Genomic DNA, 24,748 nt, shown 5'->3' on the forward strand with positions numbered 1-24,748 from the left:
TGCTGGGGTAGATGTCATGACCGACGAATGGAAAGCGCCCGCCAAGGCGAGCGCAGAGAGCGGTGACGAAAAAAGCTGGAAGCTGCTGGAAACGACCCTGCTGGCCAGTGTCCAGGAGCAGCGCCGGTCTCGTCGCTGGGGTATTTTCTTTAAATTGCTGACCTTTGTGTACCTGTTTGGCGCGTTGATTCTGTTCACGCCGCTCATGGACATGGAAAAAAGCGCGACCCGCGGTTCCCACTACACGGCGTTGATCGATGTAACCGGCGTGATCGCCGACAAGGAGCCGGCCAGCGCCGACAACATCGTTGGCAGTCTGCGTGCTGCCTTCGAGGATGAGAAGGTCAAGGGTGTGGTTCTGCGCATCAACAGCCCGGGCGGCAGTCCGGTGCAGTCGGGTTATGTGTATGACGAGATCGTCCGTCTGCGCGGCTTGCACCCGGATACCAAGGTGTACGCGGTGATCTCTGACCTGGGCGCTTCCGGTGCTTACTACATCGCCAGCGCGGCGGATCAGATTTACGCCGACAAGGCGAGTCTGGTCGGTTCCATTGGTGTGACGGCGGCCGGTTATGGTTTCGTCGGCACCATGGAGAAGCTTGGCGTCGAGCGTCGGACCTACACGTCCGGCGAGCACAAGTCGTTCCTCGACCCGTTCCAACCGCAGAAGCCTGAGGAAACTCAGTTCTGGCAGGGCGTTCTGGATACCACGCACCAGCAGTTCATCAACAGCGTGAAGAAGGGCCGTGGCGACCGTCTCAAGGATAAAGAGCATCCAGAGTTATTCTCCGGGCTGGTCTGGAACGGTGAGCAGGCGTTGCCGCTGGGTCTGATCGATGGCCTGGGGAGTGCCAGTTCGGTGGCGCGCGATGTAATTGGCGAGAAGGAGCTGGTGGATTTCACCGTTCAGGAATCGCCATTTGATCGTTTCTCGAAAAAGCTCGGTGCCAGCGTGGCTGAGCAACTGGCGATGTGGATGGGCTTCCAGGGGCCTTCGTTGCGTTGATTCTTTGGTTGCACCAGAAAACCGGCCTCAGTGGCCGGTTTTTTGTGTTCAGGGAATTTGCACGCCCTCGGTCAGTAGCATGTCGATCAGGCGAATCAGCGGCAGGCCGATCAGGCTGGTGGCGTCAGGGCCTTCGGTGCTTTGAAACAGGCTCACCCCCAAGCCTTCGGCCTTGAAGCTGCCAGCGCAGTCGTAGGGCTGTTCGGCGTGCAGGTAGCGCTCGATGCGTGCCGGGTCGAGGGTGCGCATGTGCACGGTGAAAGGCACGCAGTCGACCTGGCAGTCGCCGGTCTGGCTGTTGAGCAGCGCCAGGCCCGTCAAGAAGGTCACGCTGGCACCGCTGGATGCCAGTAGTTGTTCGCGGGCCTTCTCGAAGGTGTGGGGTTTGCCGATGATTCGATTGCCGAGGACGGCAACCTGGTCGGAGCCGATAATCAGATGAGCAGGATGGCTGCCGGCCAGTGCCCGGGCTTTTTCTTCGGCAAGGCGTTTTACCAGTTCGATGGCCGTCTCGTCGGAGCGATGGCTTTCATCGATATCCGGCGAGCTGCAGGTGAATGGCAGCTGCAAGCGGGCCAGCAATTGCCGGCGATAAACCGAGCTTGAAGCGAGTAATAAAGGCAGCATGCGTATCTCCGGAAGACAGGCGCGAATTCTACCGAGGCTTCCAAGTGACGGACAGGGCTGAATTTCCTTTGACATGGCTGGGTGCATCCCTATAATGCTGCGCCTATGTTGAATGACCCGATTCCACCTCACGTTGACCCGCGCAAATTGGCTGACCGTGGCACCACCCTTCAAGGTGAACTGCTGCTGGCCGATTTGGAGAGACTCTGCGACCCGCTTTCCGATACTGTCGGTACGGTGCAGGCTAAATTCGTTTTTGAACGAGATGAACGTAAGTCTGTGGTAATCCACAGTTTTATCGACACCGAAGTCAAAATGGTTTGCCAGCGTTGTCTTGAGCTGGTCACCCTGCCGATCCATAGCGAATGCAGTTATGCTGTGGTGAAGGAGGGTGCGAATACCCAGTCGTTGCCGAAAGGTTATGACGTGCTGGAACTGGGCGAAGATCCATTGGATCTGCAGTCACTGATCGAGGAGGAGCTTCTGCTCGCCTTGCCCATTGTGCCTGCTCATCATCCGGAAGAATGCCAGCAGCCGGCGGGTCTCGATGAGCCCGAACCGAGCGAGGACGAGGTAACGCGGTCCAACCCGTTCAGTGTATTGGCGCAGTTAAAGCGTGACCCAAACGTTTAGGAGTTAATCAATTATGGCTGTTCAGCAGAACAAAAAATCCCGCTCTGCCCGTGACATGCGTCGTTCGCACGACGCCCTGACGGCAAGCACTCTGTCTGTAGAAAAAACCACCGGTGAAATTCACCTGCGTCACCACGTATCGCCAGAAGGCGTATACCGTGGCCGTAAAGTGATCGACAAGGGCGCTGACGAGTAATCACTTGTCTGCTCAAGTCATCGCGATTGACGCAATGGGCGGGGACTTCGGTCCCCGCAGCATTGTTCAGGCCAGCCTTGCTTGTCTGTCTGCTACGCCCTCGCTGCACCTGACCCTCGTCGGTCAACCCTCTCTTCTTGAAGAATTGCTCTCTGGCCAATCGGCTGTGGATCGCTCGCGCCTGTCGATTGCTCCGGCGTCCGAAGTCATCGCCATGGACGAAAAGCCTGCCCAGGCCTTGCGTGGCAAACCTGACTCGTCGATGCGCGTGGCGCTAGAGTTGTTGCGTGATGGCAAGGTTCAGGCCTGTGTCAGTGCCGGCAATACCGGTGCGCTGATGGCGTTGTCGCGGTTTGTGCTCAAGACGTTGCCCGGCATCGATCGGCCGGCGATGGTGGCGGCGATTCCAACGCAGAAGGGTTATTGCCAGTTGCTCGACCTCGGCGCCAACGTTGATTGCAGTGCCGAGCATTTATTGCAATTTGCGGTGATGGGCTCGGTGGCGGCAGAAACCCTCGGCATTGTTCGCCCACGGGTGGCCTTGCTGAACATCGGCACCGAAGACATCAAGGGTAATCAGCAGGTCAAGCTGGCGGCGACCTTGTTGCAAAGTGCTCGCGGCATCAACTACATCGGCTTTGTCGAAGGTGACGGTTTGTACCGGGGCGAGGCGGACGTGGTGGTGTGTGACGGCTTTGTCGGCAATATCCTGCTCAAGTCCAGCGAAGGCCTGGCGACCATGATTGCCGGGCGCATCGAAGCCTTGTTCAAGAAAAACCTCGCCTCGAAAATGATCGGCGCGCTGGCGCTGCCCCTGATGAAGCGTTTGCAGGCCGATCTGGCGCCTGCGCGACATAACGGCGCAAGCTTCCTGGGTTTGCAGGGGATTGTGGTGAAAAGCCACGGTTCGGCCGGGGTTCAGGGTTTTCAGAGTGCCATTTCCCGTGCGCTGATCGAGATCCAGGAAAACCTTCCGGAACGCATTCACGGTCGTCTGGAGGATTTGTTGCTTTAGGCGTTTTCGTCGGACAATGCTTAAATGTGACCGCTCAGTTCAATTGGCCATCCAACTGTCAGTTTCTTGCGTCCCCCAAGCGGGACGTCAAATTCTCCGACGACAAGATCATTAGGGGCTTGTTACATGTCTGCTTCCCTCGCATTCGTCTTTCCAGGACAGGGTTCGCAGTCCCTCGGCATGCTGGCCGAGTTGGGCGCACAACATCCGGTTGTCCTCGAAACATTCAAAGAAGCTTCCGATGCTCTGGGTTACGACCTGTGGGCACTGACCCAGCAAGGGCCGGAAGAGCAACTCAATCAAACCGATAAAACCCAGCCGGCCATTCTGACTGCCTCGATCGCCTTGTGGCGTCTGTGGCTGGCGGAAGGCGGCGCGCGTCCGGCTTACGTTGCCGGTCACAGCCTGGGCGAGTACAGCGCACTGGTCGCGGCGGGCAGCCTGAGCCTGGGCGCCGCCGTCAAGCTGGTGGAGCGCCGTGGTCAGTTGATGCAGGAAGCGGTTCCGGCCGGGCAGGGCGGCATGGCCGCAATCCTGGGTCTGGAAGATGCTGACGTGTTGGCCGCCTGTGCCGAAGCGGCGCAAGGCGAAGTGGTCAGCGCGGTCAACTTCAACTCCCCGGGCCAGGTCGTGATCGCCGGTGCCAAGGCTGCGGTCGAACGCGCCATCGAAGGCTGCAAGGCTCGTGGTGCCAAGCGTGCCATGCCGTTGCCGGTCAGCGTGCCGTCCCACTGCGAATTGATGCGTCCGGCAGCCGAGCGTTTCGCCGAGTCGATCGCTGCCATTGACTGGCAGGCTCCGCAGATCCCTGTGGTGCAGAACGTCAGCGCCAATGTGCCGGCCGATCTGGACACCCTCAAGCGCGATCTGCTTGAGCAGCTCTACAAGCCTGTACGCTGGGTAGAGTCGGTCCAGGCGCTGGCCGCCAAGGGCGCGACCCAGCTGGTCGAATGCGGCCCTGGCAAAGTACTCGCCGGCCTGAACAAGCGTTGCGCCGAAGGCGTGTCGACATCCAACCTCAATACCCCAGACGCTTTCGCTGCCGCCCGTGCAGCGCTGGCCTGAATCAGGAGAAACTTGCATGAGTCTGCAAGGTAAAGTTGCACTGGTCACCGGTGCGAGCCGCGGTATCGGCCAGGCCATCGCCCTGGAACTGGGTCGTCAGGGCGCTATTGTTGTCGGTACCGCGACGTCCGCTTCCGGCGCCGAGCGTATTGCCGCTACCCTGAAAGAAAATGGTATTCAAGGCACTGGCCTGGAACTCAATGTCACCAGCGACGAATCCGTTGCTGCGGTGTTGGCGAGCATCACAGCACAGTTCGGTGCGCCGGCGATCCTGGTCAACAATGCCGGTATCACCCGCGATAATCTGATGATGCGCATGAAAGATGACGAATGGCATGACGTCGTCGATACCAACCTGAACAGTCTGTTCCGCCTGTCCAAGGGCGTTTTGCGCGGTATGACCAAAGCCCGTTGGGGACGAATTATCAGTATTGGCTCGGTTGTGGGTGCCATGGGCAACGCAGGCCAAGTAAACTACGCAGCCGCCAAGGCCGGTCTGGAAGGTTTCAGCCGTGCACTGGCGCGTGAAGTCGGTTCGCGTTCGATTACGGTAAACTCGGTGGCCCCTGGGTTCATCGACACCGATATGACCCGCGAACTGCCTGAGGCACAGCGTGAAGCCTTGCAGACGCAGATTCCGCTGGGCCGTCTGGGGCAAGCTCAAGAGATCGCGTCTGTGGTCGCTTTTCTTGCATCCGACGGTGCGGCTTACGTTACTGGGGCTACAATCCCGGTGAACGGCGGGATGTACATGAGTTAAATGTGACGGATTGCTTCAAAAAAATGTCATACGAGCTGTCTAAAATCCGTTATAAAGCTGCAATCTATTTATAGGCAGAGGGTCGTCGGGTTTGAGGAGTGAAGCTTTCAGTTGAAAAACTGAAAAGTCTTTCTATACACTTACCCACTGGCCAGCTGCCTGAATTTGTCCATTAGGAGTGAAAACAAGGTATGAGCACCATCGAAGAGCGCGTCAAGAAAATCGTTGCTGAGCAACTGGGCGTTAAAGAAGAAGAAGTGGTCAACACTGCTTCCTTCGTTGAAGACCTGGGTGCCGACTCCCTTGACACCGTTGAGCTGGTGATGGCTCTGGAAGAGGAATTCGAGACCGAAATCCCTGACGAAGAAGCTGAGAAGATCACTACTGTACAAGCCGCAATCGATTACGTTACTAACCACCAGGCTTAATAGCTTGTAATCGTTGCTTGCTGTCATGGAAAAACCGCACTGCCATCACGGCGTGCGGTTTTTTCTTTAGGCCTGATGCAAAGTCGTCATTTGAAAAAGGAGAGTGCTGTGTCGCGTAGACGCGTCGTAGTCACCGGTATGGGTATGTTGTCGCCACTGGGCACGGATGTGCCAAGCAGTTGGCAGGGCATTCTGGCTGGCCGCAGTGGCATTGGTCTGATCGAACACACCGACCTTTCTGCCTATTCCACCCGTTTTGGCGGCTCGGTAAAGGGCTTCAATGTCGAGGAATACCTGTCGGTCAAGGAAGCTCGAAAGCTCGACCTGTTCATTCAGTACGGTCTGGCCGCAGGTTTTCAGGCTGTACGTAACGCAGGCCTTGAAGTCACCGACGCCAACCGTGAACGCATCGGCGTGGCCATGGGGTCGGGTATTGGCGGTCTGACCAATATCGAAGAAACCAGCCGCACCCTGCATGATTCCGGGCCACGACGGATTTCTCCGTTTTTCGTGCCTGGCTCGATCATCAATATGATTTCCGGTTTTCTGTCCATCCACTTGGGTGCACAGGGACCTAACTACGCCATCGCCACCGCGTGTACCACCGGTACGCACTGCATTGGCATGGCTGCGCGCAACATCATGTACGACGAAGCCGACGTGATGATTGCCGGCGGCGCCGAGATGGCGGCTTGCGGTCTGGGCATGGGTGGCTTCGGTGCTTCCCGTGCGCTGTCGACCCGCAACGACGAGCCAACCCGTGCCAGCCGTCCATGGGACAAGGGCCGTGATGGCTTCGTTTTGTCCGACGGTGCCGGCGCCCTGGTTCTCGAAGAGCTGGAGCACGCCAAGGCGCGCGGCGCGACCATCTATGCCGAGCTGATCGGTTTCGGCACCAGCGGCGATGCCTACCACATGACTTCGCCTCCCGCCGATGGCGCCGGTGCTGCCCGTTGCATCACTAATGCCTTGCGCGACGCCAGGATCAATGGCGATCAGGTCCAGTACATCAACGCCCACGGCACCTCGACCTCGGCCGGCGACCTCGCCGAAGCCTGTGCGATCAAGTCGGTGTTCGGCGATCACGCCTACAAACTGGCCGTCAGTTCGACCAAGTCCATGACCGGTCACTTGCTGGGTGCAGCAGGCGCAGTCGAGGCGATCTTCAGCGTGCTGGCGATCAACAGCCAGGTAGCGCCACCGACCATCAACCTCGATGAACCGGACGAAGGCTGCGATCTCGATTTCGTGCCGCACACCGCGCGCAATATGGATATCGATGTGGTGCTCTCCAACTCCTTCGGATTTGGCGGTACCAACGGCTCGCTGGTGTTCCGCCGGTTCGCTGACTGATGGACAGCTGGGTCGACGGTCAGCCGGCTGACGCTTTGTCGCTGAAGGATCGCGGCCTGGCTTACGGTGATGGTCTGTTCGAGACCATCGCCGTGCGTGGTGGGCAACCCTTGTTGCTGGACCGACATCTGTCGCGTCTGGCCGATGGCTGTTCACGGCTGGCGATCACTGCCGATCACGAGCTGATCCGCAGTGAGCTGCTGGCCTATGCCGCCGCACTGGGTCAAGGTGTGCTCAAGCTCATCCTCACCCGCGGCGACAGTCTGCGTGGTTACGCTCCCGATCCTTCGGCTCAGGCCCGACGTATTCTGCAAGGAAATCCACCCGCTGCTTATCCTGCCGTTCATGGCGAGCAGGGCGTTCGCCTGTTCCCGTGTGCGACGCGACTGTCCAGGCAACCACTGCTTGCCGGCCTCAAACACCTGAACCGCCTGGAGCAGGTCATAGCCCGTTCCGAATGGCAGGACACCGAGCATGCCGAAGGCTTGATGCTCGACAGGACAGGGCGGGTGATCGAAGGCGTATTCAGTAATCTTTTCCTGGTGCGCGATGGCGTGTTGATCACAGCCGATTTGAAGCGCTGCGGCGTGGCGGGTGTGATGCGTGCCGAATTATTGTTTCAAGCCGAGTCATTGGGGATCCCCACGCAAATCACCGACATCAGCCTCGATCAGCTGCAATGGGCCGATGAAGTCTTTGTCTGCAACAGCGTGTATGGCGTTTGGCCGGTGCGCGCCTATGCTGCGCTGAGCTGGCCGGTTGGGCCGCTCACCCGTAAACTCCAAACCATTGCCCATGCGCTACTGGATGCTTGATACGTGAGACGTAAATTGTTGCTGCTGCTGGAAACCGGATTGGTTCTGGCAGGGCTGTGTCTGGGCGCCTCCGCCTGGAAGATTCATACGGCGCTGAATCAGCCGCTGAACATCACCCAGGAAGAACTGCTGGAAGTGCCTAAAGGCACGACACCCACCCGCACCTTCTATCGACTCGAAGCCGATGGCGTCATCAAGGACGCTTTCTGGTTGCGCGTGTATTGGCGATTCAATCTGGCCGGACAACCCTTGCACAAGGGCGAATACCGCATGCAGCCCGGCATGACCGTCGAAGGGCTGATCGACCTGTGGAAGCGTGGGGACATCGTTCAGTACAGTCTGACTCTGGTCGAAGGCTGGAATTTTCATCAGGTCCGGGCGGCATTGGCCAAGGATGAAAAACTCGAGCAGACCCTCAACGGCTTGAGCGATAGCGAAGTGATGACCAAGCTGGGCCATACCGGGATCTTTCCCGAGGGCCGGTTCTTCCCCGACACTTACCGCTTCGTGCGGGGCATGACCGACGTCGATCTGCTGAAAAAAGCCTACGATCGCCTCGACGAAGTCCTGGCCAGGGAATGGGAGCAGCGCGCTGCTGATTTGCCGTACACCGAACCCTATCAGGCGCTGATCATGGCCTCGCTGGTTGAAAAGGAAACCGGTGTGCCCCAGGAGCGCGGGCAGATTGCAGGCGTGTTCGTGCGACGCATGGCGATGGGCATGCTGCTGCAGACTGATCCGACGGTGATCTACGGCCTGGGTGATCGCTACAGCGGCAAGTTGACCCGCGCCCACCTCAAGGAGGCCACGCCGTACAACACCTATATGATTTCGGGCCTGCCACCCACCCCGATTGCCATGGTCGGCCGCGAAGCGATCCATGCCGCGTTGAACCCGGTGGCAGGCAACAGCCTCTACTTTGTGGCTCGCGGTGACGGCAGCCACGTGTTCTCCGATGATCTGGACGCCCACAATAATGCGGTGCGCGAGTTCCAGCTCAAGCGTCGTGCCGATTATCGGTCCAGTCCGGCACCGGTCTCCGCACCAGAAACTCCGAGTGCCGACACACCGGGTACCGAAGCGCCGATTCCGGCCGCTTCGCCCAATCCCGATCCCGAAGCTTTGCCAGAAGTAGCGCCACAAGACGTGCCGCAAGAACCCGCTCCGGCGCCCGAACCCGTGCCCGAGCCGGACACACCGGCTCCGCAAAGCCCGCAATGACTCTGATTAAGGACTGCCCGTGACTGGCTTGTTTATTACCCTGGAAGGCCCGGAAGGCGCCGGCAAGAGCACCAACCGCGAATACCTGGCCGAGCGCCTGCGCGCCGCCGGTATCGAGGTGGTGTTGACCCGCGAGCCGGGTGGTACGCCCTTGGCCGAGCGGATCCGCGAGGTGCTGTTGGCGCCGGTTGATGAAGTCATGAACCCTGACACCGAGCTGCTGCTGGTGTTCGCCGCGCGCGCCCAGCATCTGGCCGAGGTGATTCGCCCGGCGCTGGCCCGCGGCGCGGTAGTCTTGTGTGATCGCTTTACCACGACGCTATTTTTTAATGGAAGAGAATGTAAACGTGCAAAGGGGGTGGGACAAAATCGGGGATTAATAGGGCAATCCACTGTATCTAGGGAGCTTCAGGCCGCCTAGTACCTGCCCGCTAAATCTATCTTAGCACTGATCCCGAAAAAAAAGTAAACCCCCTCCATTTCGCGCCTTTCGAACCCCCGAATGTAAACCTGGTTTCACTGCATTCGCCCTATAGCGTGCATCTCGAAATCGAAAAATCTCTCAATCCCGCGAGTTTCTTAGCTTTTCAGGTTGACATTCTCTCTTTCTTACCCTTCCATACGCCTCAAAAAGCTCGTTGAAACGGTGGCATTTAGCTAGCCAGAAATTTTTGTCAGATAGCGCTGCACGGTCGATTTCGAGACCCCCAGCTGCTGGGCAATCTCAGAATTTGACATCCCGGACTGTTTGAGGAGAGGTGCGCGTTCGAGCGCCTTCTGCGCGTCACGAGCCACGGGGCGACCGGTTCTAGGTTCGGGTTCGTAGATGATCCGCTCGAGGGCTCCTTCACGTTTGAGAGAGTCGAGCTTAGTAGAGATGCGCTGCAAGGCCACATCTGCAGGTTCGCCAGACTGCAGTGAGTTGGCGAGGAGGATGATGAGGGCGGAATCAACATGAAGCATTTCGGCGATCTTTGAAATGGTCTCCATCGTCGCGTTAGCCTTGCCTCTTTCAACGCGATTTCTTTGAGAGCGACCGATCAAAGTTAGGTCGTCCTGCGTCATATTCGAACTCTGTCTCAGGGCTCTGACAACCGCTGCAAGGGCCTCGCTAAGAGACATAATTGCCACCTGTAAAAATACAGGATGAGGCCACATTGCATCGACCCATAACACCCCCTATACTGCCCGATATGGGTTTGCCCCGATTACCCCGCATACCCATAGGTGTGGCGCGGTGCCTCTACGTCTTAAAGAATGAAGATGGTTAAACATATGCCATATATTGACGGAAGTTAGGTTCCCGCGGAGATGGCTGAGTAGAGGAGAGTTGATTACGATGACGGCAGATCAAGGTCAGATTGGGGCGTGTCAAGTCGCTGCATGATGGGTAGGGCGTGCTGAGGAATTCGTGCGTATTAATATTACAGAAGGGGCGGAAATGTTTAGTAGTCATGAGTTTTGGAGTTCTAGTGCCTCTGTACTTTTAGGGGATGGTCACACCTGCATGACAATTGTTGAGTGGCACAGTAATTATCACTGGTATCAGGTTGTTGTGAGCGAAATTGAAAATGGAAAAAAGGTGTCGCGCACGTTCTTAATAAGCGATGTCGATATCCTAGACAGTGTTCTCGAAAAACAATGTGACGACTTTAAGGTTGCCGAAGTTCTTTTGGTAAGCCCAGCTTGGATGAATGGCACCAGTGGCTGGGCCCTGAATAAGCTATTGAGTTTGATTGTTGGGCGCAGCCAGTCCGGTGGGAAGGTTTGTTTGCATAAAGTAGCAGATGGTGTGGTTTACACTTCGCCAGCTGGGGGTAAGATTGATACGTTAGAGGAGGGTGGATTTAAAGTCATTATCTAAGTGCGCGGCTGATATGTCGGATCATATTTCCGAATTAATATCTAGCGTTAAAAACAGGCGCGCTGCGCACTTTTGCGTAAATGGGCTAAATTCCCGTATTCGGACGATCTATAAACACTCCAAGACTGCACATTCAGCAGAGAAGGAAAGTGCCGAGCACTCAACAAAACGGTGACTCCGATGAAACTTCAAATCTATTCAGATCTGCACCTGGAGTTCGCTCGGTTCGATCCAGCACCAAGCGATGCGGATGTGGTCATCCTGGCCGGTGACATTGATATCAAATCGCGCGGCGTAGCTTGGGCGAACGACACATTCCATTGCCCGGTGATTTACGTTTGCGGAAATCATGAGTTTTACGGCGGTCACATCGATCGCACGCTTCGAAAAATGAAGGACGCCGCAGCGCCACATGTTCACGTCCTCGAAAACGAAGTCTTGATACTCAATCAGAGGAGGTTTTTGGTCACGACTGCATGGACAGATTACTCGTCGACCGGAGATGTCGTTGCCGCGAAACGAGTCGCGTGGGACTGGATGAACGATTTCACTGTGATCAGAACTGATGCAAATTTCCGGCGTTTACGTCCTGATGACTTGATCGCTAAATCTCAGGCGGCGTACGCCTGGCTAACTGGCGAATTGGACAAGCCCTTCGCGGGTAAAACTGTTGTCGTCACTCACCATGCCCCCGCTTTGGAACACGTGAGTGAGGATTTTCCTGCACACCTCAGTGCTGCGTACGCAAACAATTGGCCTGAGCTTCTAGAGAAGGCCGATCTTTGGGTGTACGGGCATACCCACATCGCTGCGGATTTCGTTAAACGAGGCTGCCGAGTTGTGTCAAATCCTCGCGGATACCCGACCGAAGAGACCGGTTTCGACCAGGATTTTCTGATCGAGATTTGATGAGCTGTCTCTCAGTTATGAACCTTAGCGAACTGAATTTCGCTGCGTACGAATTCGAGAAAATTACATGGTCACGTTAGAAGAAATCTCGCAGCTACTTTACGGCGCAGGCGCGGAGATGGCTGGCTGGTTGGGGTCTGAGGAAGACCTGATCTATTTAGCAGCAAAGTCATTCCCAGGCAAAGCATTCTGCGTTGTTCGGCAGTGGATTTTGATCGACCTCACGGTCAATTCAGATGAGAAAGAAAAGCTCATCGGACTGGGTTTACTGCCCGCGACTCTGTATGCGCATGAAGTTGTTTTTGATAACCGAAATCGATTTCAGGCAGGCATGTGGGTACGCAGCAATTTTGGCGTGTCTTTTAGCCAGGGTTGCATGTTTGAAACCAGGAGTACGGTCTACCTCCTGCTGGGATCGGGCGTAAGAAAAAATGCCAGCATAGGTGCTGCTTTTTCAATGAAAGCGGATTGAGCAATGACTGGCGCAAAATACTACTTGAGTCATTTGGAGATGGACGGATGCCTGAAATCATCGAAGTCGAATTTCATAGTAAGTATCTCAGTGACTTCCAGCTGAACCGTCTTGTACAAGCGAGTCTTCAGAAGTACACAGTAGCCATAACGGCTTTTATCAGCGATGTGGTGATCATAGAGGACAGGTGCCTTGGAGTGTCTTTCGATCACCTGCAGCAAGACGACGCGTATCGGACAGCCAATGGCGGAATTATTCGCACAGAAAAAATCCAAAGGGCATGGAAAGAAGGGCGTTTTTGGCTTATCGAGACGCGAGAAGGAAATTACCTCATTGGTAGCTTCAAACGTGGGGGTGGACGACGTAGTTTTCTTGAGTTGCTTCGTTCCGGTGAACGTCTCCAATCTGAGGATTGAATGTTCTGGTGGAGTGGAACTGCATGGCAGCTGATGAACGCTGGACAGTTGCTCGGGCAACGAGAAATTTCGATGAGTTGCTCGAGAAGGTGATCATGATGTGTAAACCGGTTTTTATCGATGGTCAGCAAAGGAGTGCTGTGCTGATCTCGATAGAAGAGTGGAACGCCGTCCAGGATGAGCTCCGTGCCCGCGTTCTGTCAGACCTATGAGACATCGCTTGCTAGGCCTCATACGGTTTGAATTAGCAGCGCTCCGAGTTAGCCGTGCGGAGCGCTTCAAACTGCCTCTATCCCGCGAAGCTCATTTTGCCGTCGGAAGGATTCACAGCTCACCTCTCAGTAACCGTATTCGTTCAGCAGTTTCTGCAAAAACTCCCGCCTCCGCTGGACGATACTCAAAATGAGATAGTCACGCTCGGTGTCCCTCGTCGATAAATGCCCCGCGTCCACCAATCCGTGAATGTAGCCCTCGGCCTTACCTCTTGCTTCGAGTAATGCATTGATGGACGTGCTTTTGTAGATGTCTTCAGCGATGAGCTGCCACCGCTTCATTTGACGGCGTCCAACTGGGTCGTCCGAAAATTTTGGTGCACTAATCAGTGCGTTGAAATCGTTGGATACGCTGGTTGTGCTCAAGGTTGACTCTCAGAACAGTGATGTCTGAGCCGAGGCTAGCATGCGCACACTTAGTCGCCTGTTGCTGGTGGGTTTATAGCTCAACGATCTTTCCTATTGAGCGCACAACACAGCTAGACAGTCACAGCGGTCACTGGGATTCAGTGACTGCTTTTTTATGTTGCGGGCCTAATTGTCGGGTTCAGTTTCTCGCTTGCTCACGTGCGACTTGAGCCTGGTGAGCTGCAGTTTCCAGACGCTCCTGATGGCGTTTGTTGTCTTCTGCAGTAATCGCAGCAGATTCGGGGACGCTGTGATGCTGGAGCCACTCAGTGCTGAGCTTCCCGGTCAGGTGGAGCGCAATCAAGGGCTTCACGTCGCGCTGGTTGTACAAAACGGCAAGCAACTCACCGCCTGGAGCGTAGACGTAGGGTCTATAGGGGGAACGAGTCGGCCTTCCGTTAAAACCACGGTCTAATTGAAAGGCCCCGATGCGATATCCCACCGATATTCTTTTTCGAGCCAAGTCGTTGGCATGAGCCAATTGCTGGCAGCCGTAGACGATTGCGTACAAGGGGAAGACAGCCACGGCAGAAAGGGTGGACAAAACCCATGAAGGAACATGACTGGTGCATAGCACGAGAAATAAGACCAGGAAAAAACAGGCGTTCGATGCGATGAGAAAACCGCCCAGGCGCTTCAATAACCCAGCTCGTCCTTCGTCTTCGACAAGCTTTTTGAGGATGTCGTTGCCGTTGTAATTGATGTCCATGCCACTCATGGCAGCTCAATCCCTAACCGATCCTTCAGCACCTGCTTTCCGTATGCTTTGCCGATTTCCAGCATTACCGCCAGGCTCACCCCTCCAGCTTTTTCAGCACCTGCCTTCGTTAAACGCCATACCTCTCGATCTCGAATAGTGTCGAGGAACTCGTGGCCCCTGATGGTCAGGCGTTTTGGCCGCCAATCAAAATCACTCATGGAGCAAAGGTCTTGCGCAACGATGAACCCAGCCTCGTGCAGCAGCATGACGTGGTAGGAGACTTCATCCTCGCTATGACTTTCGATGGTGAGATCGATCCAGGAGTCAGGTGTTTTGTCGCTGGCTTCAATGGCCAACAGGATCTCGCGTACTAAGTCTTTGTCGAGTTTCATTGAAGTGTCCGTCCTGGATGTGATGAGGACATTATCACGCAGTGAAAGGCCATTCGTGCAAAACTCAAAAGTGGAGCGGATATCCGACTGACGATGTTCGTTGATAACCAAGGCTGCTGTGGACGCAGTGGGTCGAGTATTCCGGCCAGGGTTCAAGTACAGCAAGGCTGAGGTACTCCTACTCAACCTTTGCCAACAAGGTGAGTACACCGATGACCTGTTTTCAATTTCCCAGCCGGTCGCCACTGAGAAAGTCATGAGCGTGCTGGACTCCATCAATGAGCGATGGGGTAGGGGAACACTGTGCTTGGCGAGTGTGCCAACCAATCCGGATTGGGGTATGCGAAGGGAGATGATGAGTCAGAGCTTTACGACGCGGGTTGATCAGCTGTGGACGGTGTACTGCAGGTGATTCGAGTTTCACCAGCGCTGGGGAGGCCGCAAAACTGGATTAATCCAAATTATGGCTCAGCCATAATTATTGCTGAGCCATAATTTCTCAATTTCAAAAGCTTCAGTTCAGACATCGGAGCAACACTCCGACATCAAGAGTGATGGAACATCCCGCAGTTGCTGCAACGCCGAACTGCAGATAAGGTATGGGTCATGAATGATCCGCGTATCCCCATGACTTCTACGAGGCGTGTTCAGAGCGAGACCGCGCCGGTGCTTACTGAACCGATGGAAGCTCATCACTCCGTATCCCAAACTCTCGAACTATTGGCTACTGACATGAATGCGCATCCGGAGCACATTCGGCCCGTAGATTCACTTCTGGTCGATCGCATCATTGCGCTAGTCGGTCAGATGGATGTCGACCTCAATACGCCACTCTTGGCGGAGGACGAATAAATCAGGCCAGCGAACCTCGACGCGCATTCACGTGGCTTCCTTACTCTAAATTCAAATTCCTATTTATGGTGTATTGTTAGGGTACTAACTACACAGAGATCCCCCATGTCTAAGCTCGCAGAATTCCGTCAACTCGAAAAACATCTAGCCGAGCAACTCCAGGCCCTTGAAGCTTTAAAGGGTGATGCCGGCCTGAAGCAAGAAATCGAATTCGAAACCAAGCTTCGTGCCCTGCTTGCCAAGTATGGCTACAGCTTGAAAGACATCATCAACCTGCTTGATCCACAGGCAGGCCGTCGCGCTCCAGCCGTCGAATCAAAAACTGGCAGCCGTAAGCCCCGCCAGGTGAAAGTCTACAAAAACCCTCACACCGGCGAAGTCGTCGAAACCAAAGGCGGCAATCACAAGACGCTGAAAGATTGGAAAGCGCAGTACGGCTCCGCCACAGTCGAGTCCTGGCTGACCAAGTGAGTTTGGTTTGAGTACAAGAGGGCCCTTCGAGGGCACTTTTCAATGAGGGGTCACCGTTCTCACCTTCAACGAGGCGACGAGTCTAGATCTCATAACGGGCCTCCTTTGAAGGCGGGTGGCCGAAGTAGGTGCTGTAGCACCTGCTGAAGTGACCAGCTGAGACGAACCCACAGGCGATTGCAACATCGATGATCGCTAGCCTGGAGTTTTGTATGAGGCGCTGGGCCTCCCTGAGCCTCAACTCCAAATAGTATCTTTGGGGAGGAATACCGACCTGATCTTGAAAATATCGTTGGATCTGACGCCTGGAAAGTTTGACGCAGTCTGCGAGTTGATCGAGGTCTAATGGCTCTTCAAGGTTAGACTCCATCAGCGTGATGATTTCTCGCATGGGCGCGGTCACCTTCACGTCTCGGGTTATAGCAGTAGTACGAAAACGCGACTGGTCATAATCCAGTAAGTCAAACACAGCGTCCGCTACCTTCGGATCGAGAACCTTATAGAGCCACTTGATCATGACTTGAAACGCCCCTGCGGGCGTCGAAGCCGTGAGCCGGTCTCGATCAAATACCACGGCGTCCAAGCTCACGTTGGTGTTTGGGGAGTATTCAGCCAGGGCAATTCTTTGTTCTGCATGAATGGCGCAGCGGTAGCCATCCAGAAGTCCGGCCTTGCCAAGATACCAGGCACCATTCCATAGCCCGCCCAGTGCCATAGGTAGGCTTGCGAGTTTTTGTAGAAGGCTTGCCAGCCAGTTCGGCACTACACGTGGTGTGCGTAAACCACCGCATACCACCATTAAATCCAAATTTGAGATCCTAATCTCGGTCAGTGGCGTATCCGGTCTGATAGGTATTGCCAAGTCACTTATGACTTCAGCACCGTTTCGACTGAAAGTGTGTACTTTTACAGAGCCCGGCTGGATCAGATTCGCCGTCATCAGCACATCCAGGCACTGAGTGAAGCAAGTCAGAGAAAAGTTCTCTAGCAGAAGAAACCCTATGTTTGACACTTTGCGAGATTCCAATCGTGGATTTATTGACTGGAAGCCATCGTTCTGGGAGGTCACACTCAAATCCTCTTTTTAATTTTCATGTCGAACTATGCTGCCGGCCAATATGGAATGGATCTGCATTGAACATGATCAGGTGATCGCTTGAAGCAGCGATCACCCTGGGTTTTCTGTTAAAGCGCCTTCGAAGCCTCTCCAGCTTCAGTCATACGTCTGGCCATCAGTTCGCAATACCAGTCTATGAATTGGCAGACGCCATTCTCTACCAACGGCGAATAGGGGCCGGGCTGGTAGGCGGGCGAAGTCACGCCAACTTGAGCACCTTCCACCAGGCGACGATCCTGATCATTGGTTGCTATCCAAACTTTCGTGAGGCGCTCGAGATCGTAATCCACACCTTCTTGGGCATCCTTCGGCACCAACCATTTGGTGGTCACGACGGTTTCACCAGGGCCTCGGGGTAAGACACGGAAACTCAAAGCGTGATCGCCGAGAAAGTGGTTCCAAGTCGATGGATAATTGAAGTACAGCAGCGCGCCGATATTCTCTACGCCGCTGCGATCCAAGCGACGGCTAACCGCAGGCTTACCATCCATGGTGTAACTGCTAGCGCCGTGGTCGAGAGGAATTCGGGTCATACGGAACTGCCCGGCGGGATCCATGACAAGCCGACTGGCCAGTCCGCCAGCTTCACAAGTGCTCCAATACTCCGCTAGCTCAGGGTCTTCCTCGCCCTCGCCGCTGATCCCCTGAACTGATGCGAGCTCGGTATAAGACTGGAGCAGCTCTGGGTGCGTGCCGTCACAGTGGTAGCACTCACGGTTGTTCTCGAATACCAGCTTCCAATTGCCTTTCTCCACCAGGTTAGCTTCGAAGGCTACTTTGCAATCTTCCAGGTAGTGAGGGCCGATAAAAGGCGATACGGCGCTTCTAAATTTCTCAAAATCAGGTGCAACCTTGGCCACGCAGACATAGATGTAGCTGTGCACAACCTCGCAATGAGCAGGGAGTAGATCGTGGTCTGCATTGTTAAAGTCTGGGCCCATATTACCGGCAAACAAAAGCTTACCGTCCAGCTCGAATGTCCACTTGTGGTACGGACATACCAGTTTCGCAACTTTGCCCTTATCTTCTGTGCAGACCTTTGATCCACGATGGCGGCACGCGTTATGGAACGCTCGAATATTGCCATCTTTACCTCGCACCACGGCTATTGGGTAGTCGCCGATCTGCAAGGTCAAATACTGCCCAGGCTTTTCCAGCTCGAAAGTGTGGCCCGCAAAGATCCACTCACGATGCCAAATCTGCTCTAGATCTTGGCGATAAACATCAGGATCCACATACACAGCACCGGGAAGCCCGTGTTGCGCTTTACGTTGTTTGATCAGGTCTAATACGGTGGTGTGTTGATGCATTTTTTATGCACTCCTTAGTAGGGGCTTTTTTGCACTGACGGCATCACTGAGGGCTTGATTCGTGGACTGCTACAAGCGCGAATTGGCTTCTACGCTTCAGCCAATTCGGATAACCTGCGGCTATGCACGCCTCTCGATACGGTTCGCTGGTGCCGTGCGAACAGTCTAGGGCGAGGCCGGTAGTCTTAAGAATCGACATTTTATATGGGCTAATGATGACGTACTGTTATGGTTAAGCAGACCGAACCCGATCAGACCCTGATCAAGATGCCGTCCCTACGAGCCGTCAAAGCCTTTGTCGCGGCGGCCAAGTACCAAAATTTCACCCGTGCTGCCGAGGCCTTGTGCGTCACACAGGCTGCAATCAGTCGTCAAATACGTGAGTTGGAAGTCCATCTTGGTACGGAGCTTTTCGAGCGGGCTGGGCGGGCGGTAAAGCTCACCAATGCAGGCTCTAATTTCTATGATGTGGTGCAGTTGTCATTCTCGAGCATCGCTCAAGCGGCAGAGCGGATGCGGAGTGACACAAGCTCCAAGCATGTGGTCACGCTCTGTTGCTCACCTGCATTTACCAATTTTTGGTTGGGGCCACGACTCCCCGCTTTCTTCAAAGCGTACCCTGAGATTGACCTTAACCTGGTCGTTACCCAAAATTTTCTAACGATGGAGACTGGCGTCCATCCAGATATCATCATTTGCAAGATGATGAAGAGTCACGATGGTTATCACAGCCAACCTCTTGTTTGTGACGTGATCTATCCGGTGTGCACGCCGCAGTATTTGGAACAGCATCCAGAACTCGAATCCATTCATGGCATTCGCGACAGTGCGCTGTTGAATCTCAGTCCTTTTGGGCGCTCGCAGGTAGCGGAGCATGTGGACTGGTATGGATGGTTCGCTCACCACAACATCGACCTCAAAGCTCGATCCAGTGATGCGCCGCACTTCTTCAATGCGAATGACTACAACCTGCTGATTCAGCTTGCGCTTGGCCATCAGGGTGTCGCCTTGGGTTGGCATTATCTTGTAGCTCCCTTGCTTGAAAAGGGGTTGTTGGTACGCCCAGTCAAAGAGAAGCTGGTGCACAGAGAAACCCTGCATTACCTGAACTTCAATGAAGACAAGGCTCGTGATCCTAGCTGTTGCACGCTGAGGAACTGGCTGCTCGAGCAGTTCGAAGCAGGTTTGCTTGAGGATCCCGACGTCTCGGATACATAACGCCAGATCATCAATAGCTCAGCGTAAAAGTCGCTGTGTCCCGCTCCCGCTTGTCATTATTCTTTCACCATGAAATCTGAATACGAAATGCTTATTTCATGGTGACTGGATGAACATAACTTCTTGATCGTCTAGTCCCTATTCCAGATGCGTGATTTTCGTACCGTTAGGTCACGATAATTACTTTGGAATAGCGAAGATGAACCTACCGCTCATTAAGCGCTAAGCAAGCGCCAGGTAGAAGCTCGCATTTAATTTCGTTATTGCTGTCGATGGTCGCGCCCTGATAGATCAATGCGGGCTATGGAGTTGGCAGAGCTTTATAAAAACGATTTGGTTCGGTGGCTGCTATTAGTAGCTTCATTATCTCGAATCATTGCGCCCAGCTGAGAACTATCTGGCTGGATTTTTCCAGCTAATAACAAGATGAGGTTTGAATCAATGTCCGCATTCGCTTTTTCCGGCGTCAATCTGGCAATTACCACTCCATTTGATGCGCAGGGCAAGATTGATTATCCGCGCTTTGAAAGTTTGCTTGAACGCTACATCTCTGCTGGCGTGCATGGATTTGTCCTGAGCTCCGGCACGGGCATGCACGTATACCTGAGCAAGGAGGAGTCCAAGCAGCTCGTAGCTTTCGGCTCAAAGGTCATCAGGGGCCGTGCCCGAGTGATCGTGCAAACCTCTGCCTTGCTCGCAGACGAAGTAGTAGAACGTACGCGTCATGCAGCTGAGTGCGGTGCGGACGGAGTCATGGTGCTGCCTCCGTTTTTTGAAGGCCCGACCGACGACCAGGGCATCATCGATTTCTACTCTACTGTCTCCGAAGCCGGGCTTCCAATCATCGGCTACAACGTGCCTCAGGCTGTTGGTGTCGAAGTCACGCCCTCGTTGTTTCGCCAATTGAGTGAAATTCCAAATTTTGTATCGGTCAAAGACAGCAGCGGTGATCTTGCTGCGCAGGCTTCGCTAATCCGTACCGGCCTGCCGACAATGAATGGTGCTGACCCGCTGGTGCCATACGCTCTCTTCGCCGGCGCTGCTGGCCTGATTTGGGGGGGAGCGAACATGGCTCCCCGCTCTTGCGTTGCATTGGTGAATGCCGCTCGTGAGCAGGACTGGGTCGGTGCTCGGGAGATTTGGGATTCGATTGAGCCTGTCATGTCGTTGATATGGCAAGGTGACTACGTTCAGTCCGTTTATGCCGGTGCCGAAATTACTGGGTATGGCGCTGGAAATCCCCGTCGGCCATTAGCGCGTTTGTCCGCAGATAAGATCGGCGCACTCAAAGCTGCCCTCGAACCACTGATTTCTCTCGAGTCCAAACTCGCCTGACGACTTGGGAGTAGAAGTCATGTACGTAGCCACTAAATTCCCAAAAAACAGCAGTCGTTCAGCTTGGGTTGAAATGCTGCCTCCACGAGCACCGACCCCATCACTTCAAGGCGCCGTGACTGCTGATGTTGCAATCATTGGCGCTGGCTTTGCGGGTCTGTCTGCTGCACGACGGCTGTCTCAGCTCGATCCGACATTACGTGTTGCCGTGTTGGAAGCGGGCGTTGTCGGCGAAGGTGCCACGGGGCGGAATTCAGGATTCATTATTGATTTGCCCCATGAAGTCAGCTCGGAAGATTTCGGTGACACATCAACAGAGCGTGCTCGGCGGGACATTAAGCTGTATCGCACCGCGATTAGCTTGGCTACGGACATGGCGCAAGAAAACGGTTGGGGCAAGGAGATCATCGATCCATGTGGCCGCTACAGCGTAGCGATCAGTCCAAAGGGCGACGATCACATCCTTACCTATGCGCGCCAGCTTCAGGGTTTGGGTGAGTCCCATCAGATCCTTGATGCCAAGGGCATTTACGACGTGACCGGCAGCCGTATCTACACCTCCGGGTTGTACATGCCAGGGACAGTGATGGTGCAACCTGCAGCCTATATTCGAGCAGTTGCAGATAGCCTGAAAAGCCCGGTGACTCTGTATGAGAACTCTCCAGTTCTGTCCTTTGAAAAGCAGTCTGGTAACTGGTTACTGAAAACTTCCAAGGGCTCGGTCACGGCGAAGCGGATCATCCTGGCCAACAATGGTCATGCTCAGAGCTTCGGCCTCTTTCGCGGGCAGATGCTTCACGTCTTCACCTATGCGTCCATGAGCGAACCCTTCGATCCAAAACGCCTCAGCGGTAAACGCGATTGGGCGGCAACTCCAGCATTGCCTATGGGAACAACTGTCCGTCGCGTAAGTGGCGCCGCAGGCGACCGCATCTTGATCCGCTCGCGTTATTCCTACCACGCTGGACTGGAAATCAACGAAGGGCACGTACAAAGCGCAGGTCGGGTGCATGACGACAAGTTCGCGGATCGGTTCCCCAACCTCGCAGGACTTAAAATGCAATACCGCTGGGGCGGCCCGATGGCGTTGACCTGGAACAGCGTGCCGATTTTCGGAGAGATTGAACCCGGCCTGTTTGCCGCTTGCGCTTGCAACGGTCTGGGGGCCTCGAAATCGACGGCTGCTGGAATTGCTGCCGCAGAAGCGGCCCTGGGGATGAAGTCTGAGTTGGTTAAGATTTTCTCCAACTATGACTCTCCGAAAAACCTACCGCCTCAGCCGTTTTTAAGCATCGGTGCGAAAGCTGATTTGAAGCTGCGCGAATGGCGTGCTGGGCGTGAGTGACCCTTTAAAAATCAAGCGAACTATCGCACCTATCGTCGAGGAGACGAGCCATGAGTGATCTTTTGACGGTAGCCGAATACGCTGCCATTGCAGAGAAGCTGATTTTCCCTAGAGGCGCTTTCATCAATGGAGCCCTCCGTCCTGCTGCATCGGGAAAGACACTTGGCACCATCAACCCAGCGACCGGCGAGAAACTGACCGACCTGGCGGCGTGTGATGCGCAGGATGTAGATGATGCGGTAGCTGCGGCTAAAGAGGCTTTTGAAGATGGCCGGTGGCGTTTACAGCATCCTGCTGAGCGCAAGTCCGTGCTGTTGAAGCTGGCTCAGCTCATGGAAACCCATGCGCATGAGTTGGCAGTGCTGGAAAGTCTCGACAGCGGCAAGCCTATTCGTGAATGCCAGACGGTCGACGTTCCAGACACCATCAATACGATTCGTTGGCATGCCGAGCTAATCGACAAGATTTACGACAACACTGCTCCAGTCGGAAGCAATGCTCTGACAATCGTTGTACGCGAACCAATCGGTGTCGTTGGCTGTGTACTGCCATGGAATTTCCCTCTGCTAATGCTGGCATGGAAAATCGGCCCAGCGCTGGCCGCAGGTTGCTCTGTGATCGTTAAACCAGCCGAGCAAACATCGCTGACTACTTTGCGCGTGGCAGAGTTAGCCCACGAGGCAGGAGTACCAGCTGGAGTATTCAGCATCGTTACCGGAACAGGTAAAGAGGTGGGCGAACCCATAGGCCTCCATCCTGATGTGGACATGGTTTCCTTTACTGGGTCTACGGCTACGGGCCGACGCTTTTTGCATTATTCGGCAGATTCCAATCTTAAACGCATCGTTCTCGAGTGCGGCGGAAAAAACCCTGCAGTGGTTATGAATGATGCTGAAGATCTGGATCTAGTCGCTGAACAAGTCGTGAACGGTGCGTTCTGGAACATGGGCGAAAACTGCTCTGCGACCTCTCGCCTGATTGTTCATACCGAAGTGAAAGATGAGCTGCTCAAGCGCATCGCTGCTCGGATTGCCGAGTGGAAAATGGGCAATCCGCTAGACCCGCAAAATCGTCTCGGTTCGCTGATCAGTTCCGAGCATTTCGTGAAGGTAAGTTCATACTTGACCAAGGCACAGGATGAAGGGCTGAAGGTGCTCGTGGGCGGTAATACCGAGGCGGGCATTTTTGTCGAGCCGACAGTTATCGATGGCGTAGGCCGCGAGAGCAGCTTGTTCAAGGAAGAAATCTTTGGCCCGATTCTGGCGGTGACTTCGTTTACGTCGGTGCAGGAGGCCATCTCGCTTGCGAACGACACCGTCTACGGCCTGGCTGCGTCGGTGTACACCGGTAATTTGCGTACCGCAGTCAAATTGTCACGTGAGATTCGTGCAGGCGTGGTGACTGTGAACTGCTTCGGCGAAGGTGATGCCAGTACGCCTTTCGGTGGTTACAAACAATCCGGGTTCGGCGGACGGGACAAATCTGTACATGCACATGATCAATACACTGAACTTAAGACAGTGTGGATGGATGTGTCAGATCGCTCCGTGGACTAGGTCGGAAAAGTGAGGTTTATCAGGTGCCGGATGCACGGCGCCTGGTACCACTCTACCTCAGTGAAGAAGGTTGCAAATCGTTCAAACAAAACGCCTGAGAAGGCGCCTATAAAAACCTCTGAAGGGGAAACACCATGAAGACGATCTGGAAAGCGATGTTCGTGTTGCTGATGGTGATCGGCTCTATCTTGCCGGTGCAGGCCGAAGAAAAAAGTATCACGATGGGTACTATGGCATGGGAAGACATGTCGCCAATGGCTCTCATCACTAAGAAAGTTTTGGAAGATCAAGGTTATACCGTAAAGCTTACTGAGTTTTCTGAGTGGGGTATTGCCTACGCGGCGCTGGGCAAAGGTGACATTCAGTTACTGGTCTCTCAAGTTAACTACCTGGCTCAGGACTACTGGAATAAGAGCAAAAATCGTCTTGAGAGAATCTCCCCTGTTTCCGATGGCCTGTATCAAGGGATCGCCGTTCCGAAATACGTAACTGTCGACTCCATTGAGGAACTCAACGCTAACGCCGATAAATTTGGCGGTAAGATCATCGGTATTGAACCGGGCGCGGGCCTCATGCGCGATGCGAGCAAAGCCGTCAAGGACTACGGCCTTAAACTCCAGCTGGTTGAAGGCAGCTCCGCCGCCATGACCGCTGCCCTGAAATCCTCGATAGACCGCAAAGAGTGGATTGCAGTCACCCTTTGGGATCCATCCTGGATGTCTATGAAGTTTGACGTCAAATATCTTAAGGATCCGAAGGGTGTGTTTCCTCCGTCGCAAACTTACTACTGGATTGCGCAGAAGGGCTTTTCTGAGAAGAACCCCCAGGCTCGTGAAATCATCGCCAGTATTTTCATTCCTATCGCCGATATTCGCGCGATCAACGGTGAAATCAACGACGGTAAATCGGTAGATGAAGCTGCAAAGTCCTGGATGGCCAAAAATACTGATTTGATCGGGCGTTGGGCAAACAACAAGAAAAACTAAAGCGGT

General features: G+C 54.6%; 29 protein-coding genes and 2 pseudogenes. 24 read left to right on the forward strand and 7 right to left on the reverse strand.

All coding sequences use genetic code 11. The features are described 5' to 3' along the window. Window positions 1-16 precede the first annotated feature (16 nt). Complete coding sequence (sppA, locus tag FBY01_RS13335) at window positions 17-1,006, forward strand: signal peptide peptidase SppA (RefSeq protein ID WP_010461867.1); 990 nt, start codon at window positions 17-19, stop codon at window positions 1,004-1,006. 48 nt (window positions 1,007-1,054) lie between these two features. On the opposite strand, the gene FBY01_RS13340 is transcribed toward sppA, so the two are convergent. Next, window positions 1,055-1,633 carry a nucleoside triphosphate pyrophosphatase gene (locus FBY01_RS13340; RefSeq protein WP_145308033.1) on the reverse strand — a complete coding sequence of 193 codons (579 nt, stop codon included), beginning with the start codon at window positions 1,631-1,633 and terminating at the stop codon, window positions 1,055-1,057. A gap of 105 nt (window positions 1,634-1,738) precedes the next feature. Here FBY01_RS13340 and FBY01_RS13345 point away from each other — a divergent pair, with 105 nt between their 5' ends. From FBY01_RS13345 to tmk, 10 genes and pseudogenes are all read left to right on the forward strand, one after another. Next, a complete protein-coding gene (locus FBY01_RS13345) occupies window positions 1,739-2,266 on the forward strand; it encodes a YceD family protein (RefSeq protein ID WP_004371317.1) in 528 nt (175 codons plus the stop codon). 13 nt (window positions 2,267-2,279) lie between these two features. Then, on the forward strand, window positions 2,280-2,462 hold the full coding sequence (gene rpmF / locus FBY01_RS13350) for a 50S ribosomal protein L32 (protein WP_008152339.1): 183 nt from the start codon (window positions 2,280-2,282) through the stop codon (window positions 2,460-2,462). 4 nt (window positions 2,463-2,466) lie between these two features. Continuing rightward, window positions 2,467-3,477 carry a phosphate acyltransferase PlsX gene (plsX, locus tag FBY01_RS13355; protein ID WP_077747995.1) on the forward strand — a complete coding sequence of 337 codons (1,011 nt, stop codon included), beginning with the start codon at window positions 2,467-2,469 and terminating at the stop codon, window positions 3,475-3,477. Between the two features lie 126 nt (window positions 3,478-3,603). Then, window positions 3,604-4,542, forward strand: coding sequence for an ACP S-malonyltransferase (fabD, locus tag FBY01_RS13360; RefSeq protein ID WP_145308031.1), 939 nt, complete (start codon window positions 3,604-3,606; stop codon window positions 4,540-4,542). A gap of 16 nt (window positions 4,543-4,558) precedes the next feature. Beyond that, entirely contained in the window at window positions 4,559-5,302 is a 744-nt protein-coding gene (fabG, locus tag FBY01_RS13365; RefSeq protein ID WP_010461854.1) for a 3-oxoacyl-ACP reductase FabG, read from the forward strand. Between the two features lie 191 nt (window positions 5,303-5,493). Then, window positions 5,494-5,730, forward strand: a complete 237-nt coding sequence (gene acpP / locus FBY01_RS13370; protein ID WP_003442511.1) for an acyl carrier protein — start codon at window positions 5,494-5,496, stop codon at window positions 5,728-5,730. 108 nt (window positions 5,731-5,838) lie between these two features. Beyond that, on the forward strand, window positions 5,839-7,083 hold the full coding sequence (gene fabF, locus FBY01_RS13375; RefSeq protein WP_008152330.1) for a beta-ketoacyl-ACP synthase II: 1,245 nt from the start codon (window positions 5,839-5,841) through the stop codon (window positions 7,081-7,083). Next, window positions 7,083-7,898, forward strand: coding sequence for an aminodeoxychorismate lyase (gene pabC, locus FBY01_RS13380; protein ID WP_010461852.1), 816 nt, complete (start codon window positions 7,083-7,085; stop codon window positions 7,896-7,898). The genes fabF and pabC overlap by 1 nt, the downstream gene beginning before the upstream one ends. Before the next feature lie 3 nt (window positions 7,899-7,901). Beyond that, complete coding sequence (gene mltG, locus FBY01_RS13385) at window positions 7,902-9,119, forward strand: endolytic transglycosylase MltG (protein WP_145308029.1); 1,218 nt, start codon at window positions 7,902-7,904, stop codon at window positions 9,117-9,119. Between the two features lie 19 nt (window positions 9,120-9,138). After that, a pseudogene (gene tmk, locus FBY01_RS13390) lies at window positions 9,139-9,444 on the forward strand (dTMP kinase); the annotation flags it as partial. A gap of 332 nt (window positions 9,445-9,776) precedes the next feature. Here the strand turns inward: tmk and FBY01_RS13395 are convergent. After that, the gene (locus tag FBY01_RS13395; RefSeq protein WP_145308027.1) at window positions 9,777-10,277 is read right to left on the reverse strand and encodes a helix-turn-helix domain-containing protein; all 501 of its coding nucleotides are present in this window, start codon (window positions 10,275-10,277) and stop codon (window positions 9,777-9,779) included. 253 nt (window positions 10,278-10,530) lie between these two features. On the opposite strand from FBY01_RS13395, the gene FBY01_RS13400 reads away from it, so the two are divergent. From FBY01_RS13400 to FBY01_RS13420, 5 genes are all read left to right on the forward strand, one after another. Further along, window positions 10,531-10,983, forward strand: a complete 453-nt coding sequence (locus FBY01_RS13400) for a hypothetical protein (RefSeq protein ID WP_145308025.1) — start codon at window positions 10,531-10,533, stop codon at window positions 10,981-10,983. Between the two features lie 180 nt (window positions 10,984-11,163). Continuing rightward, entirely contained in the window at window positions 11,164-11,892 is a 729-nt protein-coding gene (locus tag FBY01_RS13405; RefSeq protein WP_145308023.1) for a metallophosphoesterase family protein, read from the forward strand. Window positions 11,893-11,959: 67 nt separating this feature from the next. Beyond that, complete coding sequence (locus FBY01_RS13410; protein WP_145308022.1) at window positions 11,960-12,364, forward strand: hypothetical protein; 405 nt, start codon at window positions 11,960-11,962, stop codon at window positions 12,362-12,364. 47 nt (window positions 12,365-12,411) lie between these two features. Then, window positions 12,412-12,780 carry a hypothetical protein gene (locus tag FBY01_RS13415; RefSeq protein ID WP_145308019.1) on the forward strand — a complete coding sequence of 123 codons (369 nt, stop codon included), beginning with the start codon at window positions 12,412-12,414 and terminating at the stop codon, window positions 12,778-12,780. A 23-nt stretch (window positions 12,781-12,803) separates the two neighbouring features. Beyond that, on the forward strand, window positions 12,804-12,992 hold the full coding sequence (locus FBY01_RS13420) for a hypothetical protein (protein ID WP_145308017.1): 189 nt from the start codon (window positions 12,804-12,806) through the stop codon (window positions 12,990-12,992). Window positions 12,993-13,118: 126 nt separating this feature from the next. Here the strand turns inward: FBY01_RS13420 and FBY01_RS13425 are convergent, their stop codons facing one another. The 3 genes from FBY01_RS13425 to FBY01_RS13435 all read right to left on the reverse strand — a co-directional run bounded on the left by FBY01_RS13425 (window position 13,119) and on the right by FBY01_RS13435 (window position 14,552). Beyond that, complete coding sequence (locus FBY01_RS13425; RefSeq protein ID WP_145308015.1) at window positions 13,119-13,418, reverse strand: hypothetical protein; 300 nt, start codon at window positions 13,416-13,418, stop codon at window positions 13,119-13,121. A 181-nt stretch (window positions 13,419-13,599) separates the two neighbouring features. Further along, entirely contained in the window at window positions 13,600-14,178 is a 579-nt protein-coding gene (locus tag FBY01_RS13430) for a hypothetical protein (protein WP_145308013.1), read from the reverse strand. Next, entirely contained in the window at window positions 14,175-14,552 is a 378-nt protein-coding gene (locus tag FBY01_RS13435; protein WP_145308011.1) for a DUF2513 domain-containing protein, read from the reverse strand. The genes FBY01_RS13430 and FBY01_RS13435 overlap by 4 nt, the downstream gene beginning before the upstream one ends. Before the next feature lie 80 nt (window positions 14,553-14,632). Between FBY01_RS13435 and FBY01_RS13440 the strand changes: the two are divergent. The 3 genes and pseudogenes from FBY01_RS13440 to FBY01_RS13450 form a co-directional block, all read left to right on the forward strand. Beyond that, window positions 14,633-14,964: pseudogene (locus tag FBY01_RS13440) on the forward strand (DUF4113 domain-containing protein); the annotation flags it as partial. Between the two features lie 194 nt (window positions 14,965-15,158). Next, the gene (locus FBY01_RS13445) at window positions 15,159-15,404 is read left to right on the forward strand and encodes a type II toxin-antitoxin system PrlF family antitoxin (RefSeq protein WP_145308009.1); all 246 of its coding nucleotides are present in this window, start codon (window positions 15,159-15,161) and stop codon (window positions 15,402-15,404) included. Between the two features lie 105 nt (window positions 15,405-15,509). Continuing rightward, a complete protein-coding gene (locus tag FBY01_RS13450) occupies window positions 15,510-15,875 on the forward strand; it encodes a histone-like nucleoid-structuring protein, MvaT/MvaU family (RefSeq protein ID WP_145308007.1) in 366 nt (121 codons plus the stop codon). Window positions 15,876-15,957: 82 nt separating this feature from the next. Here FBY01_RS13450 and FBY01_RS13455 read toward each other — a convergent pair whose 3' ends face one another. Further along, window positions 15,958-16,815 carry a GlxA family transcriptional regulator gene (locus FBY01_RS13455; protein WP_145308005.1) on the reverse strand — a complete coding sequence of 286 codons (858 nt, stop codon included), beginning with the start codon at window positions 16,813-16,815 and terminating at the stop codon, window positions 15,958-15,960. 245 nt (window positions 16,816-17,060) lie between these two features. Continuing rightward, window positions 17,061-18,302 (reverse strand): aromatic ring-hydroxylating dioxygenase subunit alpha, encoded by a 1,242-nt coding sequence (locus tag FBY01_RS13460; protein WP_145308003.1) that lies wholly within the window; start codon window positions 18,300-18,302, stop codon window positions 17,061-17,063. Between the two features lie 228 nt (window positions 18,303-18,530). Between FBY01_RS13460 and FBY01_RS13465 the strand changes: the two genes are divergently transcribed. From FBY01_RS13465 to FBY01_RS13485, 5 genes are all read left to right on the forward strand, one after another. Beyond that, window positions 18,531-19,520: a LysR family transcriptional regulator gene (locus FBY01_RS13465; RefSeq protein WP_145308001.1), complete on the forward strand. Its 990-nt coding sequence runs from the start codon at window positions 18,531-18,533 to the stop codon at window positions 19,518-19,520. 441 nt (window positions 19,521-19,961) lie between these two features. After that, complete coding sequence (locus FBY01_RS13470; RefSeq protein ID WP_145307999.1) at window positions 19,962-20,855, forward strand: dihydrodipicolinate synthase family protein; 894 nt, start codon at window positions 19,962-19,964, stop codon at window positions 20,853-20,855. 19 nt (window positions 20,856-20,874) lie between these two features. After that, window positions 20,875-22,200, forward strand: a complete 1,326-nt coding sequence (locus FBY01_RS13475; RefSeq protein WP_145307997.1) for an FAD-binding oxidoreductase — start codon at window positions 20,875-20,877, stop codon at window positions 22,198-22,200. A gap of 50 nt (window positions 22,201-22,250) precedes the next feature. Then, on the forward strand, window positions 22,251-23,756 hold the full coding sequence (locus FBY01_RS13480; RefSeq protein ID WP_145307995.1) for an aldehyde dehydrogenase: 1,506 nt from the start codon (window positions 22,251-22,253) through the stop codon (window positions 23,754-23,756). A gap of 134 nt (window positions 23,757-23,890) precedes the next feature. Then, window positions 23,891-24,742 carry a glycine betaine ABC transporter substrate-binding protein gene (locus FBY01_RS13485; protein WP_145307993.1) on the forward strand — a complete coding sequence of 284 codons (852 nt, stop codon included), beginning with the start codon at window positions 23,891-23,893 and terminating at the stop codon, window positions 24,740-24,742. Window positions 24,743-24,748 lie beyond the last annotated feature (6 nt).

Origin of the sequence: Pseudomonas sp. SJZ077, from assembly GCF_007993905.1 — a bacterium.
Lineage (GTDB): Bacteria > Pseudomonadota > Gammaproteobacteria > Pseudomonadales > Pseudomonadaceae > Aquipseudomonas > Aquipseudomonas mandelii.